We start from the raw sequence: 16,569 nt of genomic DNA, 5'->3' as shown, positions 1-16,569 counted from the left end.
AAAAAAATCTCAACATACCTATCCTTGAGACAAGGTATAAGGCTATAACATCGAACATTGATACATATGAATGTCGAATGTCATGATTTTGCGATATTGTTAAAAGTCTAATGCCCGCTATTGGCGCACCAACCTATTTTGACATGCTGTATGCACATAAATTAATTACAATATTCATTTTTAGAACCAAATTGACACTCAATTCATACTACCAAGGAGTGTATATAAGTTATCACATGGCGATTAACCAAGACTAAGACAACTCCTATATTATTTTCAATTTAATTTTCATCTCAAAAAAATCAATAACACCTAAACTTTCAGAGATAGGAATTAATTGCCAGTGTTACTTCACAATAAAATAAAATATTACTTAAAGTTTAATGTTATCATTTGGTTATGTTAATTATATATAATATTCTCAAAGAAATCGCCATAACACTACATATATAATCTCTATCTTATAAAATTATCTAGCTCTGACAATCCATAAAAATATTTTCTTGAAGAAAAAAAATCTAATCAACCGAGTCCGACAAAACAAAAAACCCGCTTTCGCGGGCTTTAATATTTAATATTTAATATTTAATATTTAATATATCAGCAGGAATTAAATCTTATTCCCACTCAATGGTAGCTGGCGGTTTGCCGCTGATGTCATACACCACGCGGGAGATGCCATTGACTTCGTTGATGATGCGGTTGGAGACGCGGCCGAGGAAATCGTACGGCAGATGCGCCCAGTGTGCGGTCATAAAGTCGATGGTTTCTACAGCACGCAGGGAGACAACCCAGTCGTATTTACGACCGTCGCCCATCACGCCCACGGAGCGAACCGGCAGGAATACGGTGAAAGCCTGGCTCACTTTGTTGTAGAGATCGGCTTTATGCAGCTCTTCAATAAAGATCGCATCGGCGCGACGCAGCAGGTCACAGTACTCTTTCTTCACTTCGCCCAGTACGCGAACGCCGAGGCCCGGACCCGGGAACGGGTGGCGGTACAGCATGTCGTACGGCAGGCCCAGCTCCAGACCAATTTTACGCACTTCGTCTTTGAACAGCTCACGCAGCGGCTCAACCAGGCCCATCTTCATCTCTTTCGGCAGGCCGCCCACGTTGTGGTGAGACTTAATAACATGCGCTTTACCGGTAGCCGAAGCAGCGGATTCGATCACGTCCGGGTAGATGGTACCCTGCGCCAGCCACTTCACGTCTTCCAGTTTCAGGGCTTCTTCGTCGAACACTTCCACGAATACGCGACCGATGATCTTGCGTTTCGCTTCCGGATCGTTCTCGCCTGCCAGCGCAGACAGGAAACGGGATTCCCCTTCTACGTGAACAATGTTCAGACCGAAGTGGTCGCCGAACATGTCCATTACCTGCTGGGCTTCGTTCAGGCGCAGCAAGCCGTTGTCCACGAAGACGCAGGTCAGGTTTCTGCCGATGGCGCGGTGCAGCAGCATCGCGGTCACGGAAGAGTCCACTCCGCCGGAAAGGCCGAGGATGACTTTGTCGTCGCCCACCTGCTGGCGGATGCGCTCAACGGCGTCATCGATGATTTTTGCCGGCGTCCACAGTGCTTCACATTCGCAGATGTCGCGCACAAAGCGCTCCAGCATACGCAGCCCCTGGCGGGTGTGGGTCACTTCCGGGTGGAACTGCACGCCGTAGAAGCGTTTTTCTTCGTTCGCCATAATTGCGAACGGGCAGCTTTCGGTGCTGGCAACGGTCACAAAGTCAGCCGGGATTGCTGTCACTTTGTCGCCGTGGCTCATCCATACATCCAGCAGCACTTTGCCGTCTGCGGTCAGGGAGTCTTCAATGCCGCGCACCAGTGCGCTGTCGGTCTGTACTTCTACCTGCGCATAACCGAATTCACGTTCATTGGAACCTTCAACGTGGCCGCCCAGTTGCATGGCCATGGTCTGCATGCCGTAGCACACGCCAAGCACCGGCACGCCTGCTTCGAACACATACTGCGGCGCACGCGGACTGTTGTCTTCGGTGGTGCTTTCCGGGCCGCCGGAAAGGATGATGCCGCTTGGATTGAAGTCGCGGATCTGCGCTTCGGTGACATCCCACGCCCACAGTTCGCAGTAAACGCCCAGTTCACGCACGCGGCGCGCAACCAGCTGGGTGTACTGGGAACCGAAGTCGAGGATCAGAATACGATGTTTATGAATGTTGTCCGTCATTGACGCTACTTCCGAGGCAAGTTACGAAAGCGCCCGGTAAAACCGGGCGCGAAAATCATTAAGAACCCATACGGTAGTTCGGGGATTCCTTGGTGATGGTCACGTCGTGAACGTGACTTTCCTGGATGCCCGCACCGCTGATGCGCACAAATTCCGCTTTGGTACGCAGGTCGTCGATAGTACCACAGCCGGTCAGACCCATACAGGAACGCAGGCCGCCCATCTGCTGGTGAATGATCTCTTTCAGGCGGCCTTTATAGGCAACGCGGCCTTCAATGCCTTCCGGCACCAGTTTGTCGGCGGCGTTATCGCTCTGGAAGTAGCGGTCAGAAGAGCCCTTGGACATTGCGCCCAGGGAGCCCATGCCACGGTAAGATTTGTAAGAACGTCCCTGGTAGAGTTCGATTTCGCCCGGGGATTCTTCGGTGCCCGCCAGCATGGAGCCAACCATCACAGCAGCTGCGCCAGCGGCGATAGCTTTAGCGATGTCGCCAGAGAAGCGGATACCACCGTCAGCGATAACCGGAATGCCGGTGCCTTCCAGCGCTTCAACCGCATCGGAAACGGCGGTGATCTGCGGAACGCCCACGCCGGTCACGATACGGGTGGTACAGATGGAGCCTGGGCCGATACCAACTTTCACCGCGCTTACGCCAGCGTCTGCCAGCGCACGTGCGCCTGCGCCAGTTGCAACGTTACCGCCGATGATTTGCAGGTCCGGGTATTTAGCACGGGTTTCGCGAATGCGTTGCAACACGCCTTCGGAATGGCCGTGAGAGGAGTCAATCAGCAGTACGTCAACGCCGGCGGCAACCAGCGCATCGACGCGCTCTTCGTTACCTGCGCCTGCACCGACTGCCGCGCCAACACGCAGGCGACCCTGCTCATCTTTACAGGCGTTCGGTTTACGTTCTGCTTTCTGGAAGTCTTTAACGGTGATCATGCCGCGCAGGTGGAAGCTGTCGTCCACAACCAGCGCTTTCTCAACGCGTTTTTCGTGCATTTTAGCGAAGACCACTTCGCGGGATTCGCCTTCGCGAACGGTCACCAGACGCTCTTTCGGCGTCATATAAACGCTGACCGGCTGAGTCAGGTCGGTCACGAAACGCACATCACGACCGGTGATGATGCCGACCAGTTCGTTATCGCCATTGACAACCGGGTAACCGGCAAAGCCGTTACGTTCGGTCAGCTCTTTGACTTCGCGCAGGGTGGTGGTTGGCAGCACGGTCTGTGGATCTTTAACCACGCCGGATTCATGTTTTTTCACGCGGCGAACTTCTTCTGCCTGGCGCTCAATCGACATGTTTTTGTGAATAAAGCCAATGCCGCCTTCCTGTGCCAGGGCAATCGCCAGGCGCGCTTCGGTCACGGTATCCATCGCCGCAGAGAGCATAGGAATGTTCAGGCGAATGGTTTTGGTGAGCTGCGTGCTCAAGTCGGCAGTATTCGGCAGAACGGTGGAGTGAGCGGGAACGAGGAGGACGTCGTCAAACGTCAGTGCTTCTTTAGCAATACGTAGCATGGGCAATATCTCTGACCTGGGGGGTTAAATATTGCCGTGGCATTATACAGAGCGTAACCGATTGCATCCACACTTTTTTAAGAAAAATACTTGCTATCCCCTCGTATCGGGTTACTATCGACTGAATAACCTGCTGATTTAGAATTTGATCTGGCTCACATGTCATCGTTCCAATCCCCTTCCATTTATACCGTCAGCCGCCTGAATCAATCGGTGCGCTTACTGCTGGAACGCGAACTTGGCCAGGTGTGGATCAGCGGCGAAATCTCCAACTTTACCCAACCTTCTTCAGGCCACTGGTACTTCACGTTAAAAGACGACACCGCCCAGGTGCGCTGCGCGATGTTCCGCAACAGCAATCGTCGTGTCACCTTCCGCCCACAGCACGGCCAGCAAGTGCTGGTGCGCGCCAATATCACGCTGTATGAACCGCGCGGTGAATATCAGGTTGTGGTTGAAAGCATGCAACCGGCGGGCGAAGGTTTACTGCAACAGAAGTACGAGCAGCTTAAAGCGAAGCTTGCTGCCGAAGGGTTGTTTGACCAGCAGTGTAAGCAATCACTTCCCTCACCTGCGCACTGCGTTGGCGTGATTACCTCGAAAACCGGCGCTGCGCTGCACGATATTCTCCATGTGCTGAAACGCCGCGATCCGTCGCTACCGGTGGTGATTTACCCGACGGCAGTTCAGGGCGAAGATGCCCCCGCACAGATTGTACGTGCCATCGAACTGGCGAATGCGCGCCAGGAGTGTGACGTGCTGATTGTCGGGCGCGGTGGCGGTTCGCTGGAAGATTTATGGAGCTTTAATGACGAGCGCGTGGCGCGGGCGATTTTTGCAAGCACCATTCCAGTGGTCAGCGCTGTCGGGCATGAAACTGATGTGACGATTGCCGATTTTGTCGCCGATCTGCGTGCGCCAACGCCGTCTGCAGCGGCGGAAATCGTCAGCCGTAATCAACTGGAACTGTTGCGCCAGGTGCAGGCGATGCAGCAGCGTCTCGAAATGGCGATGGATTATTACCTGGCAGGCCGCAACCGCCGCTTTGCGCAACTGAATCACCGTTTGCAACAACAGCACCCGCAATTAAGGTTGGCACGCCAGCAAACCGTGTTGGACCGTTTACAACAGCGCATGCACAATGCGCTGGATACCCAGTTAAAGCGTGCATCTTTACGCCAGCAACGTGTGATGCAGCGCCTGAACCAGCAAAATCCGCAGCCGCGTATTCACCGGGCGCAAACTCGCGTGCAACAACTGGAGTATCGCCTCAGCCAGACCATTCGCGACCGCTTAAGTCACACGCGTGAACGCTTTGGAACGGCTATCACTCATCTGGAAGCAGTCAGTCCGCTGGCGACACTGGCGCGTGGCTACAGCGTGACCACCGCGACGGATGGCAAAGTGTTGAAACAGACTAAACAGGTGAAAGCGGGCGACAAGCTGACCACGCGGCTAAACGATGGCTGGGTAGAGAGCGAAGTCAGCGCCGTCAAGCCCGTAAAAAAACCGCGCCAGCGTAAATCCTCCTAATTTGTCCGTCCCCCGGATCCTGCGGTCCTATACTTTTTGTTGTTCTTTGTTGTTTTATCAAGGAGATCAACATGCATTCATATCGCCCGTACAGCGTTATCCCGCCTTATATCCTTCGCCGCATTATTGATAATGGTTCCGAGCTGCAACAACGTTGCGCCCGCCAGACGTTAACGCACGTGCAAACGCTGATGGCCCACAGCCATGGCAAAGTCAATGCGCCGCTGGTGACCTCCCCCGGTGAACTGGTGCGCGATATCTATGACGCGCAGCAAAAAGAGACCCTGCCCGGTGAGCAGGTACGGTACGAAGGTCAGCCATCGAATGGCGATGTCGCCGTGGATGAAGCCTACGATTACCTTGGCGTCACGCACGATTTCTTCTGGCAGATTTATCAGCGCAACTCGCTGGATAACCAGGGATTGATCCTCAACGGCACCGTGCATTACGGCAAAGAGTATCAAAACGCCTTCTGGAACGGTCAGCAGATGGTCTTTGGCGATGGCGACGGTGAGATTTTTAACCGCTTTACGATAGCCATTGATGTCGTAGCGCACGAACTCAGCCACGGTGTCACAGAAACAGAAGCGAACTTAATCTACTTTGAACAAGCGGGCGCACTGAATGAGTCGCTATCGGATGTTTTTGGATCGCTGGTGAAGCAGTATCACAAACAACAAACCGCCGCCGAAGCAGACTGGATTATTGGCGAGGGTTTGCTGGCAAAAGGCATTCACGGCCGTGGGCTACGTTCGATGTCTGAGCCTGGCACCGCCTATGATGACCCGTTATTGGGTAAGGATCCGCAGCCCGCGCATATGAAGGACTATGTCAAAACCCGGGAAGATAATGGCGGCGTACACCTGAACTCCGGTATTCCTAACCGCGCGTTTTACCTGGCGGCGACTGCCGTTGGCGGGCATGCCTGGGAACAAACAGGGTACGCCTGGTACGATACCGTCTGCGATAAGTCACTGGCGCAAGACGCGGATTTTGCCGCTTTTGCGAAACTCACCATCAAACACGGCGAAAAACGCTCCGGCAAAAAGGTGTCGGCAGCCATTGAGCAGGCGTGGAAAGATGTCGGAGTATTATGATGAACGAACCGGAATTAACCGACGATGCGGTGGTGGAGTTAGCCCGTGAAGGCGGGCTGGCTTTTATGCCGAAGCTGAGCGGCAAACGGCGAATTGTCATTGCCCAGCTCAGCAACGAGCAGCGCCAGCGCCTGGTTGAGATCCTGCACCAGGCTTTGCCGCTCGGGGAACCGCCCGGGCAGACAGGTTCACCAGGACGCGGCGACCAGCGCTTTTACCGTGTACAGATAACCTGGACCACGCAGCCAACAGATGTGTTGTTGCTGATCCCAGAAAGTAAAGCCCCTCCCTCTTTTGTTGATCTGTGGCGCGAAGGTGAAGGGTGTATCTGCAAGTCTTAACGCAGGGTAAATTCAACGCGTTTTTTGGAAATCAGCCCGTGGCCGTGCTGGCAGAAGAAGTCCACCGCGCCACAGGCTTTTAACACCTCCAGAGGCTGATGACACTCCGGGCAGTTGGCCTGTACTTCAATGTCTGTATCGCAGACGTTGCAGTGGGCGTGCGTTCCCACCTGTTCCAGTGGGTTGTGGCAGGTCGGGCATTTTAAATCCATAACGAGCTCCTTCATGTTTCACTGCAACTATCATACACGGCGGGTAACAAATAATCCGTCGCCTGTTTTATCTTTGGTTTGGTTGGCCAAGGTGTATCTCCGTAAGTGATGAAAAAAATCTCTGCTCGCGAATAACAGCATGTGATAAATAGGGCGTTCACAAATAGCAAGGAGCGGTTATGTCACGGGATTTTAGCGTTTATCTTCATGCTGCAAAGATGCCCGCCCCCCCGGCGTGGAGAGCAGAAATAAAGCAGCAGGGTTTTGCGTGCGATTTGGATGATGATTTTGACCCTCTCACCTTCAGCGGCTTTCTGCCCTGCCCGGTGGAAGAAAAAATATCCGGTTTCGAGTATTACGCGCGCGAACTTGATGATGACGATTTTGCAGAGCTGGATGGCGTGCAACCGTTCCACTACAGCATCACATTTTGTGCCGGAAGCAGACCCGCTGAAACCATGGCGGCATTGGCTGCGGCCAGTTGTCTGACGAAGCTTTCCGGCGGCGTGTTATACGATTTTTATTCCGGGGAGATGATCCTGGCTGAGCACGCTGTGGAGTGGGCAAAATCGCAAACGGCCTGACCATAACAGCAAACCCGCCGGATGGCGGGTTTGGCGTGACGCATTACTTGCTTTTCTTAATGTGTTTAATCAGACGCTTACGTTTACGCATCTGGTTCGGCGTCAGGGTGTTGCGCTTCTCTGCAAACGGGTTTTCCCCTTCCTTGAACTGGATACGGATCGGCGTACCCATCACGTCCAACGATTTACGGAAGTAGTTCATCAGATAGCGTTTGTAGGAATCCGGCAGGTCTTTCACCTGGTTACCGTGGATCACCACAATCGGCGGGTTATACCCCCCGGCGTGCGCGTATTTCAGCTTCACGCGGCGACCGCGCACCAGCGGCGGCTGATGATCTTCCGATGCCATCGTCATAATGCGGGTCAGCATCGCGGTGCTCACGCGACGGGTAGAGCTGTCGTAGGCTTCGCGAACCGACTCAAACAGGTTACCGACGCCACTGCCGTGCAACGCAGAGATAAAGTGCACGCGGGCAAAATCAATAAAGCCAAGGCGATAATCCAGCGTCTCTTTAACCTGTTCTTTCACTTCCTGGGTCAGGCCATCCCACTTGTTGACCACAATCACCAGCGAGCGACCACTGTTAAGGATAAAGCCCAGCAGCGACAGATCCTGATCGGAAATGCCTTCGCGGGCATCAATCACCAACAGCACCACGTTAGCGTCTTCAATCGCCTGCAGGGTTTTGATAACGGAGAACTTCTCCACCACATCAGTGATTTTGCCACGCTTACGCACGCCCGCCGTATCGATAAGTATGTACTCACGTTCATCGCGCTGCATCGGGATGTAGATACTGTCACGCGTGGTCCCCGGCATGTCATACACCACAACACGCTCTTCACCAAGAATACGGTTAGTGAGTGTGGACTTACCGACGTTCGGACGACCGACAATAGCCAGCTTGATCGGCAAATCCTGCGGGTTAAAGTCATCTTCCGGCTCTTCTTCTTCGCCGTTTTCACGGGCTTCGAACTGCGCCCAGTACTCAGCGTCTTCGTCCACCTCTTCCGGCGGATTCAGCTCGTCCATCCACGGCATCAGCACGTGTTCCAGCAGACTGGTCACACCGCGCCCGTGCGATGCGGCAATGGCGTAGATTTCACCGAGGCCCAGCGAGTAAAAATCCGCCGTTGCCTGATCCGGATCCAGACCATCGGTTTTGTTCGCCACCAGGAAGGTCGGTTTTTCACGCGCACGCAGGTGTTTCGCAATAGCGGAGTCAGCAGGCATCAGGCCAGCGCGCGCATCCACCATAAACAGCACCACATCGGCTTCTTCAATCGCCAGCAGCGACTGTTCCGCCATACGGGTTTCCACACCGTCTTCCGTGCCGTCGATACCGCCGGTATCGATGCAGATAAATTCACGGCCTTCCACTTCAGCACGACCGTACTTACGGTCACGAGTCAGACCCGGGAAATCCGCTACCAGCGCATCACGGGTGCGTGTTAAACGGTTAAATAGCGTGGATTTTCCAACGTTAGGGCGCCCGACAAGCGCGACCACAGGTACCATGTTTGAAGCCTCATTACAGAAAATTCATTAGCAAAACGGCGCGGTTTGCGCAGCGTTTTAAAAACAGGAAAACGGCTCCTGCAACAGGAGCCGTTTTCGGGAACGACAACCTCAGCGCGATTAACGCGTGATGGCGTACAGCGTACCGTCTTTTGCCTGGATCAGCAGTTTGCCATCGGCAACGACCGGCTCGGTCAGGAAACCAGAGCTGTCGACTTTCTGCTGTGCCACAAAACGGCCGTCCTCGACATTAATCCAGTGCACATAGCCTTCGCTATCGCCTGTCACAATATAACCATTATACAACGCCGGAGCGGTAAGGTTACGGTGCAGCAGATCGCTTTGTGTCCACAGAGTTACACCACCGTCCGTGGTGAGCGCCAGAATGCGGTCGTTCTGATCGATAAGATAGATACGGTTGCCGTCAACGATGAAATCACTGACTGAACCCAGCTCACGTTTCCACATGATTTGGCCGCTGCGCAGATCCAACGCTGTCATGTTGCCATTGTAAGCCAGCGCGTACACGACACCATTCACCACAACCGGCGTGGTGTCTACATCGCTCAGACGATCGATTTCCGTCGGCCCGTTTGCCTGAGAGATACGTTGCTGCCAAATCAACTGGCCTTGCTGCATCAACACCGCACTCACGCGACCATTATCACCGCCAACAATGGCAGCACCAAAGGCAGCAGTCGGAGCAGACTCACCGCGCAGAGAGAGCGCAGGCATATCCAGGTTAACGGTCCATTTTACTGCACCATCAGTTTCATTTAGCGCTTGCAACTGACCGTTGCTGGTATGGATCAGCACCAGACCATCGCTGATGACCGGGCGAGACAGTGCCTCACCGGCCACTTTCGTTTGCCAGGCGGTAGAGCCATCACTGGTGTTCAGCGCATAAACGCGTGCTTTTTCACTACCGACATACACGTGGCCGCCGGAAACAGTCACACCGCCAGAAAGCTGTGCAGCGCGGGTTGAGAACCAGCCATCTTTTTCGGCCAGATTCACGGACCAGACTTCACGACCATCTTCTGCATGCAGAGCTTTCACCACACCATGGCGATCGGCGGCATATACCACGCCATCCGCAAAGGCCGGATGCAGGTTGGAATAGAAATTGCCGATACCGTTGCCAACGGAGGTGCTCCACGCCGTTGACGGCGTAAACTGGTTTTCAACAACCGGCAACGGGGACATTTTGACAACATCTTCTTCGCCATTGAACAGGGAACAGCCGCTCAATAACGTAACGGAAAGCAGCCCAGGCAGAAGTAATTTACGCAATTGCATCGGGTCCCTCTTAGATGGACAAATTATTAATTTTCATTTGCATCATTTCACTCAGCGCAGGGGAAGCATTGTTTTTAATGCCGTTTTCCCATGCGGTGCGCGCGCCTTGTTTGTCGCCTTTGCTCAGCAGTGCCTCGCCGCGTAAATCAGCCACGATAGCTGCCCAGCTTTCGCCTTTTACGGCATCCAGTGTTTTGAGCGCAACATCCTGCTGTTTCAGTTGCACCTGAACACGCGCCAGACGCACATTGAAAATCGCTTTCAGATTTTCATCGCTGGTCGCCGCGAGCCCTTGATGCAACTGGGCAGCAGCTTTGTCCAGCTCGTTTTTATCAACGTACTGCTGCGCCAGTTCCAGCGACGCTAACGCGCCGTAGGTGTTTTTGTTGTCAGCGGCAAACTTCTCCGCCGCCGCGAACGACTCGGGTTTGTCTGCCTGAAGCGCGGAAACCGCGTTTTCATAAGCTTGCGATGAGGCTTTTGCTGTATCAGCCTGATGATTGGTCCAGTAGCGCCAGCCAACCAGCGCACCAATACCTAAAACAACGCCAACAGCCAGCGCTTTGCCGTTTTCAGCAAAGAAGCGCTTAATCGCGTCTACCTGGTCGTTTTCGTTTTCGTAAATTTCCACGCAGTCCTTCTCCTTAACGATAATTCACCGGGGAGATTAGCCCAGTAGTGTGCGCAAATGCGCCGCAACGCTGTCCTGCGTTACCGTACTCTGCTCACCAGAGCGTAAATCCTTCACCACAACATTACCGTCGGCGATTTCAGATTCGCCGAGCACCAGTGCGACGCGAGCGCCCCACTTGTCTGCACGGGCAAACTGTTTTTTGAAATTGCCGCCGCCGTGGTTCATCATCAGCCGTACGCCAGGTAACGCATCACGCACCTGCTCACCCAACTGCATCGCAGCGGATTGCGTATTGGCGCCAGACGCCACCAGGTATATATCGACAACGGATTCTGCTTTAAATTCCGGATTAACTGCCTGAACTAACAAAACAAGTCGTTCAAGACCCATCGCGAAGCCCACCGCCGGTGTGGCGCGACCACCCAATTGTTCAACCAGACCGTCGTAACGACCGCCAGCACACACGGTGCCCTGCGCGCCCAGACTGGTGGTGACCCACTCAAATACAGTGCGGTTGTAGTAGTCCAGACCGCGCACCAGGCGCTGGTTAACGGTATAGGCAATGCCTGCCGCATCCAGGAATGCACAAAGCCCGGCGAAGTGTTCGCGGGACTCGTCATCCAGGTAATCACCCAGTTTCGGCGCATCGTTCAACAGCGTCTGGATGTCCTGATTTTTGGTGTCCAGCACGCGCAGCGGGTTGGTGTACATGCGACGCAGGCAATCTTCGTCCAGCTTATCTTTATGCTGTTCGAGGAACGCCACCAGCGCATCGCGGTAGGTCGCACGCGCTTCAAGTGAACCGATGGAGTTAAGTTCAAGCGCAACATGGGAAGCAATACCCAGCTCACGCCACCAGCGGGCGGTCAGCATAATCAGCTCGGCGTCGATATCCGGCCCCTGCAGGCCAAACACTTCAACACCCAACTGATGGAACTGGCGGTAGCGTCCTTTTTGTGGCTTCTCGTAGCGGAACATGGGCCCGACATACCACAAGCGTTGTTCCTGATTGTACAGAAGACCATGCTCGATGCCGGCGCGTACACAGCCCGCCGTACCTTCTGGACGCAGCGTCAGACTTAACTCATTGCGATCGTCAAAGGTGTACATCTCTTTTTCAACCACGTCGGTCACTTCACCGATCGCGCGTTTAAATAACGAGGTCTGCTCTACAATCGGCAAACGGATTTCACTGTAACCGTAGCTGCCGAGCACGTTTTTTAAGGTGCCTTCAATGCGCTGCCAGATGGCGGTCTCGCCAGGCAGATAATCGTTCATGCCGCGAATGGCTTGAATATTCTTTGCCACGTTTCTTCTCTTTATGAATACAAAAAATGAACCCTCAGGGCCGGAGCGCCTGGCGGGTTCATCATACACGGGAAGCCAGCCGCTTCCCAGTCACGTTATTTTTCTACCTGTTGCACGTCGATGCGGCGCGCTTCATCCAGAATCGACGCTTTGGCGCGAATGCGGGCTTCAAGCTGGCTGATCATATCGCTGTTATCAAGGCGATCTTTGCGCACGCCATCTTCATACAGGCCGCTTTTCTTATTGCCACCTGTCACGCCCAGTGTAGAGACCAGCGCCTCACCCGGACCGTTCACCACGCAGCCAATAATGGAAACGTCCATGGGCGTGATGATATCTTCCAGACGTTGCTCCAGCGCATTAACCGTACCGATAACATCGAACTCCTGACGGGAACACGTCGGGCAGGCGATAAAGTTGATACCACGGGAGCGGATGCGCAGGGATTTCAGGATATCGAAACCGACTTTGATCTCTTCCACCGGGTCGGCGGCCAGCGAAATACGCAGCGTGTCGCCAATCCCTTCGGAGAGCAGCAGGCCGAGGCCAATCGCCGACTTCACCGCGCCCGCGCGTGCGCCGCCAGCTTCGGTGATACCCAGATGCAGCGGTTGGTCGATCTGCTTCGCCAGCAGGCGATAAGACTCAACGGCGAGGAACACATCAGAGGCTTTGACGCTGACTTTGAACTGATCAAAGTTCAGGCGATCGAGATGATCCACATGGCGCATGGCAGATTCGAGCAGCGCCTGCGGCGTCGGTTCGCCATATTTTTCCTGAAGATCTTTTTCCAGCGATCCGGCGTTCACGCCGATGCGGATAGGAATGTTTTTGTCACGCGCGCAATCAACAACGGTGCGAATACGTTCTTCGTTGCCGATGTTGCCCGGGTTGATACGCAGGCAATCCACTCCGTATTCCGCCACTTTCAGCGCAATGCGGTAGTCAAAATGAATGTCCGCCACCAGCGGAACGCTCACCTGCTGTTTGATCAGTTTAAACGCTTCCGCCGCGTCCATCGTCGGGACGGAAACGCGGACGATATCCGCGCCGACACGCTCAAGGGCTTTGATTTGGTTAACCGTGGCTTCAACATCCGTGGTGCGGGTGTTTGTCATTGACTGCACGGCGATAGGCGCGCCATCGCCGATTGGCACATTACCAACGTAAATCCGTTTCGATTTCCGACGCTGAATCGGAGCCTGGTTATGCATGAAAAATCTCCCGCGTTGCCCGTCTGTTACTGTACTGCTGATTGTTCGGCATTGAGGGTCAGACGCGCAACCTGGTTAGTTCTGATAAAACGACTCAGATCGACAGGTTTACCCTGATACTGGATCTGGACTGCTGACGGCGCACCGATTTTCAGTTTATACGGTGCCTGGCCCGCCAGATTCAACGTTGCATCTTTACGCTGCATGCCGCTGAACAGTTTTTTGCCAGTTGCATCGCTCACTTCCAGCCAGCAATCGGCGTTAAAGGTCATCGCCAGACCATTGCTGTTGGCTGCCGCGCCAGCAACGCCTGCCTGATCGGTCGGCAGTTGCCCGTTGTTCGCCATTGCCGCAGGCGCAGAATCAACGTTAGCCTGAGACGGCGGTACCACTGTGTTCTGGTTAGCGGTGTTTGCCGGGGCTTGCTGTGCAACCGCCGGAGCCTGAGCCGTTGTGGTCGGCGCAGGCTGCTCAACTGACGTCGAGGAGTTATCTACCGGGGCGGAAGAGGAGTCGGTATTCAGTGGAACACTCTGTTCGTTGCTGTTGTTAGCATTGAGTTCAGCAGAGGATTGATCGGCCATGGTGCTGATCTCTTCCTGTTGCGCTTTATGGTTCTGCCACCACCAGGCGCCGGTCAGGCCTACCACCACAAACAGCACCAGCCAGGTGAAACTCATCAGCCAGCCGTCACGTTTTTTACGCGGCTTGCCTAAAGCGAACGTCTGCATCGGGGCCACTTTCGCGGCTCTGACCGGCGCTTGCTTCTCAATCATTGGCAGTAATTCTTCTTCGGGAATATGCACCAACCGGGCATAAGAGCGGATATAACCACGCACAAAGGTAGAGGCCAGGTCAGCGGGTGACCTGTCTTCTTCGATATCGCGTACCGTGGAAACCTTCAGGCACAAGCGCTCTGCAACCGCTTGCTGGCTGAGTCCAAGTTGTTCACGGGCGCTGCGCAGACGTACGCCAGTGGTTTGTGCTTCGTTTTGGTCGTGAGTGGCTTCAGTATTCATTCGCTACAACTACTGGTACGTGAAATTAAACATTCAGGCGCGCGTGACCGCAATGCCTACACGCGCCGCGAAAAAACCGGGTCAATTAAGCCTGGACCCCTAGTATAAGACTGTCAGGCTTTGCATAACAGAACAGCTTTCAGCACTTTTTGCTAAGCCGTTGTTCCATCACTACATACTGCCTCAAAGTCAGGAGAAACGCACCGTAATTATTAATGGCCTGCATACGTACAGGCCAAATATTCGTCATTTTTAGAAAATGCAGCACATTCTTCGTGCTGCGTTTTCGCATTACAGTGACTTCACCGCAATCGGTTCGCCCTGCATACGCTTACGAAGGGTGCGTTTGGTACGGTCGATCACATCGCCTGCGAGCTGACCACAGGCAGCATCGATATCATCGCCACGCGTTTTACGTACAATTGTAGTAAAACCATAGCTCATCAGCACCTTACAGAAGCGATCAATACGGCTGTTGGAGCTGCGGCCATACGGTGCGCCCGGGAACGGGTTCCAGGGGATCAGGTTGATCTTGCACGGTGTATCTTTCAGCAACTCCGCCAGTTGGTGCGCATGCTCAGTGCCGTCATTCACATGATCCAGCATAACGTATTCAATGGTCACGCGACCCTGGTTGGCGTTGGATTTTTCCAGGTAGCGACGCACCGCCGCGAGGAAGGTTTCGATATTGTACTTTTTGTTGATCGGTACAATTTCGTCACGAATTTCATCGTTCGGTGCATGCAGAGAAATCGCCAGTGCGACGTCAATCATGTCACCCAGTTTATCCAGCGCCGGAACCACACCCGAGGTGGACAGCGTTACGCGGCGTTTGGACAGACCAAAACCGAAGTCATCCAGCATGATTTCCATCGCCGGAACGACGTTGGTCAGGTTCAGCAGCGGCTCACCCATGCCCATCATCACCACGTTGGTGATAGGACGGTTGCCGGTCACCTTCGCCGCACCGATAATTTTCGCGGCGCGCCATACCTGACCGATGATTTCTGACACACGCAGGTTGCGGTTAAAGCCCTGCTGCGCGGTTGAGCAGAATTTACACTCCAGCGCACAACCGACCTGTGAAGAGACGCATAAGGTGGCGCGATCATCTTCCGGGATATAGACGGTTTCAACGCGCTGATCGCCTACCGCGATCGCCCATTTGATGGTGCCGTCGGAAGAGCGTTGCTCTTCAACAACTTCCGGTGCGCGGATCTCAGCGACTTCTTTTAACTTGCCGCGCAGAACTTTGTTGATGTCGGTCATTTCATCAAAGTCATCGCTGCAATAGTGATACATCCACTTCATGACCTGATCGGCACGGAAGGGTTTCTCACCTAAGTTTTTGAAAAACTCGCGCATCTGCTGACGGTTTAAATCCAGCAGGTTAATTTTTGCATCTTTATTAGGGATCGTGAGAGCGTCGTTCTCAGGTATGACAATTTGTTCAGACATAATTTATTCCGGCCTCGTTATTACACGTTATGGCCCCTGGAGGGTTAAAAAGAAGCGCCCCAGGTAAGCGTCTGCTCATCCTGGGGCGCAGCATTGTACAAATTCTGACGCACAGATACCACGTTTGCACGCGGCATTTCACAAATTAAAGTGTAAAACTCGTTACACAGTTTAACGGGTGATTAGCGAGTGCGCGGGCACACTTCGCCTTCAGCGAAGAAGTAAGCAATTTCGCGAGCCGCGGATTCAAGGGAATCCGAGCCGTGGGTGCCGTTTTCAGTGAAGCTGTCAGCGTAGTCAGCACGCAGCGTGCCCGCCAGCGCGTTCGCCGGGTTGGTTGCGCCCAGCAGATCACGGTGACGCTGCACCGCGTTTTCGCCTTCCAGAACAGAGACCACAATCGGACCGGAAGTCATGAACTCAACCAGACCGTCAAAGAACGGGCGACCTTCGTGCTCAGCGTAAAAACCGCGAGCCTGTTCAACGGTCAGATGCAGCATTTTGGTGCCGACGATTTTAAATCCTGCCGCTTCAAAGCGAGAGAAGATGCTGCCAATAACGTTTTTTGCCACCGCGTTTGGTTTGATGATGGAAAAAGTACGTTCAATAGCCATGATTACCTCTGTAAGTT

The 16,569-nt window shown here is 53.8% G+C and carries 15 protein-coding genes; 4 read left to right on the top strand and 11 right to left on the bottom strand.

Annotation, left to right across the window (positions count from 1 at the left end):
* Positions 1–617 precede the first annotated feature (617 nt).
* Positions 618–2,195 (bottom strand): glutamine-hydrolyzing GMP synthase, encoded by a 1,578-nt coding sequence (gene guaA / locus O9K67_RS06710; RefSeq protein ID WP_061493729.1) that lies wholly within the window; start codon positions 2,193–2,195, stop codon positions 618–620.
* Between the two features lie 58 nt (positions 2,196–2,253).
* Positions 2,254–3,720, bottom strand: coding sequence for an IMP dehydrogenase (gene guaB, locus O9K67_RS06705; RefSeq protein WP_061493728.1), 1,467 nt, complete (start codon positions 3,718–3,720; stop codon positions 2,254–2,256).
* A gap of 159 nt (positions 3,721–3,879) precedes the next feature.
* On the opposite strand from guaB, the gene xseA reads away from it, so the two are divergent.
* The 3 genes from xseA to O9K67_RS06690 all read left to right on the top strand — a co-directional run bounded on the left by xseA (position 3,880) and on the right by O9K67_RS06690 (position 6,691).
* Positions 3,880–5,253, top strand: a complete 1,374-nt coding sequence (gene xseA / locus O9K67_RS06700) for an exodeoxyribonuclease VII large subunit (protein ID WP_061493727.1) — start codon at positions 3,880–3,882, stop codon at positions 5,251–5,253.
* 71 nt (positions 5,254–5,324) lie between these two features.
* The gene (locus O9K67_RS06695) at positions 5,325–6,350 is read left to right on the top strand and encodes a M4 family metallopeptidase (protein WP_061493726.1); all 1,026 of its coding nucleotides are present in this window, start codon (positions 5,325–5,327) and stop codon (positions 6,348–6,350) included.
* The gene (locus O9K67_RS06690) at positions 6,350–6,691 is read left to right on the top strand and encodes a protealysin inhibitor emfourin (RefSeq protein ID WP_061499826.1); all 342 of its coding nucleotides are present in this window, start codon (positions 6,350–6,352) and stop codon (positions 6,689–6,691) included. The genes O9K67_RS06695 and O9K67_RS06690 overlap by 1 nt, the downstream gene beginning before the upstream one ends.
* Here O9K67_RS06690 and O9K67_RS06685 read toward each other — a convergent pair.
* The gene (locus O9K67_RS06685) at positions 6,688–6,903 is read right to left on the bottom strand and encodes a zinc ribbon domain-containing protein (RefSeq protein WP_061493725.1); all 216 of its coding nucleotides are present in this window, start codon (positions 6,901–6,903) and stop codon (positions 6,688–6,690) included. The two genes, O9K67_RS06690 and O9K67_RS06685, sit on opposite strands and share 4 nt — an antisense overlap.
* Positions 6,904–7,082: 179 nt before the next feature.
* Here O9K67_RS06685 and O9K67_RS06680 point away from each other — a divergent pair, with 179 nt between their 5' ends.
* Positions 7,083–7,487 carry a hypothetical protein gene (locus O9K67_RS06680; protein ID WP_061493724.1) on the top strand — a complete coding sequence of 135 codons (405 nt, stop codon included), beginning with the start codon at positions 7,083–7,085 and terminating at the stop codon, positions 7,485–7,487.
* Positions 7,488–7,530: 43 nt separating this feature from the next.
* Here O9K67_RS06680 and der read toward each other — a convergent pair whose 3' ends face one another.
* From der to ndk, 8 genes are all read right to left on the bottom strand, one after another.
* Positions 7,531–9,006: a ribosome biogenesis GTPase Der gene (gene der, locus O9K67_RS06675; protein WP_061493723.1), complete on the bottom strand. Its 1,476-nt coding sequence runs from the start codon at positions 9,004–9,006 to the stop codon at positions 7,531–7,533.
* A 120-nt stretch (positions 9,007–9,126) separates the two neighbouring features.
* Complete coding sequence (gene bamB, locus O9K67_RS06670; RefSeq protein WP_061493722.1) at positions 9,127–10,305, bottom strand: outer membrane protein assembly factor BamB; 1,179 nt, start codon at positions 10,303–10,305, stop codon at positions 9,127–9,129.
* Positions 10,306–10,315: 10 nt separating this feature from the next.
* A complete protein-coding gene (locus O9K67_RS06665) occupies positions 10,316–10,936 on the bottom strand; it encodes a YfgM family protein (RefSeq protein ID WP_061493721.1) in 621 nt (206 codons plus the stop codon).
* A 36-nt stretch (positions 10,937–10,972) separates the two neighbouring features.
* Positions 10,973–12,247 (bottom strand): histidine--tRNA ligase, encoded by a 1,275-nt coding sequence (hisS, locus tag O9K67_RS06660; RefSeq protein ID WP_061493720.1) that lies wholly within the window; start codon positions 12,245–12,247, stop codon positions 10,973–10,975.
* A 95-nt stretch (positions 12,248–12,342) separates the two neighbouring features.
* Complete coding sequence (ispG, locus tag O9K67_RS06655; RefSeq protein ID WP_061493719.1) at positions 12,343–13,461, bottom strand: flavodoxin-dependent (E)-4-hydroxy-3-methylbut-2-enyl-diphosphate synthase; 1,119 nt, start codon at positions 13,459–13,461, stop codon at positions 12,343–12,345.
* A 26-nt stretch (positions 13,462–13,487) separates the two neighbouring features.
* On the bottom strand, positions 13,488–14,480 hold the full coding sequence (gene rodZ / locus O9K67_RS06650) for a cytoskeleton protein RodZ (protein ID WP_061493718.1): 993 nt from the start codon (positions 14,478–14,480) through the stop codon (positions 13,488–13,490).
* Between the two features lie 291 nt (positions 14,481–14,771).
* Entirely contained in the window at positions 14,772–15,938 is a 1,167-nt protein-coding gene (locus O9K67_RS06645) for a bifunctional tRNA (adenosine(37)-C2)-methyltransferase TrmG/ribosomal RNA large subunit methyltransferase RlmN (protein ID WP_061493717.1), read from the bottom strand.
* Between the two features lie 182 nt (positions 15,939–16,120).
* On the bottom strand, positions 16,121–16,552 hold the full coding sequence (ndk, locus tag O9K67_RS06640; protein WP_061493716.1) for a nucleoside-diphosphate kinase: 432 nt from the start codon (positions 16,550–16,552) through the stop codon (positions 16,121–16,123).
* Positions 16,553–16,569 lie beyond the last annotated feature (17 nt).

This window comes from Kosakonia oryzendophytica (assembly GCF_027886705.1).
In the GTDB taxonomy this organism is placed as follows: Bacteria; Pseudomonadota; Gammaproteobacteria; order Enterobacterales; family Enterobacteriaceae; genus Kosakonia; species Kosakonia oryzendophytica.
Note: the sequence above shows the minus strand (reverse complement) of the source record. Positions and strands in the feature narration are given on the sequence as shown.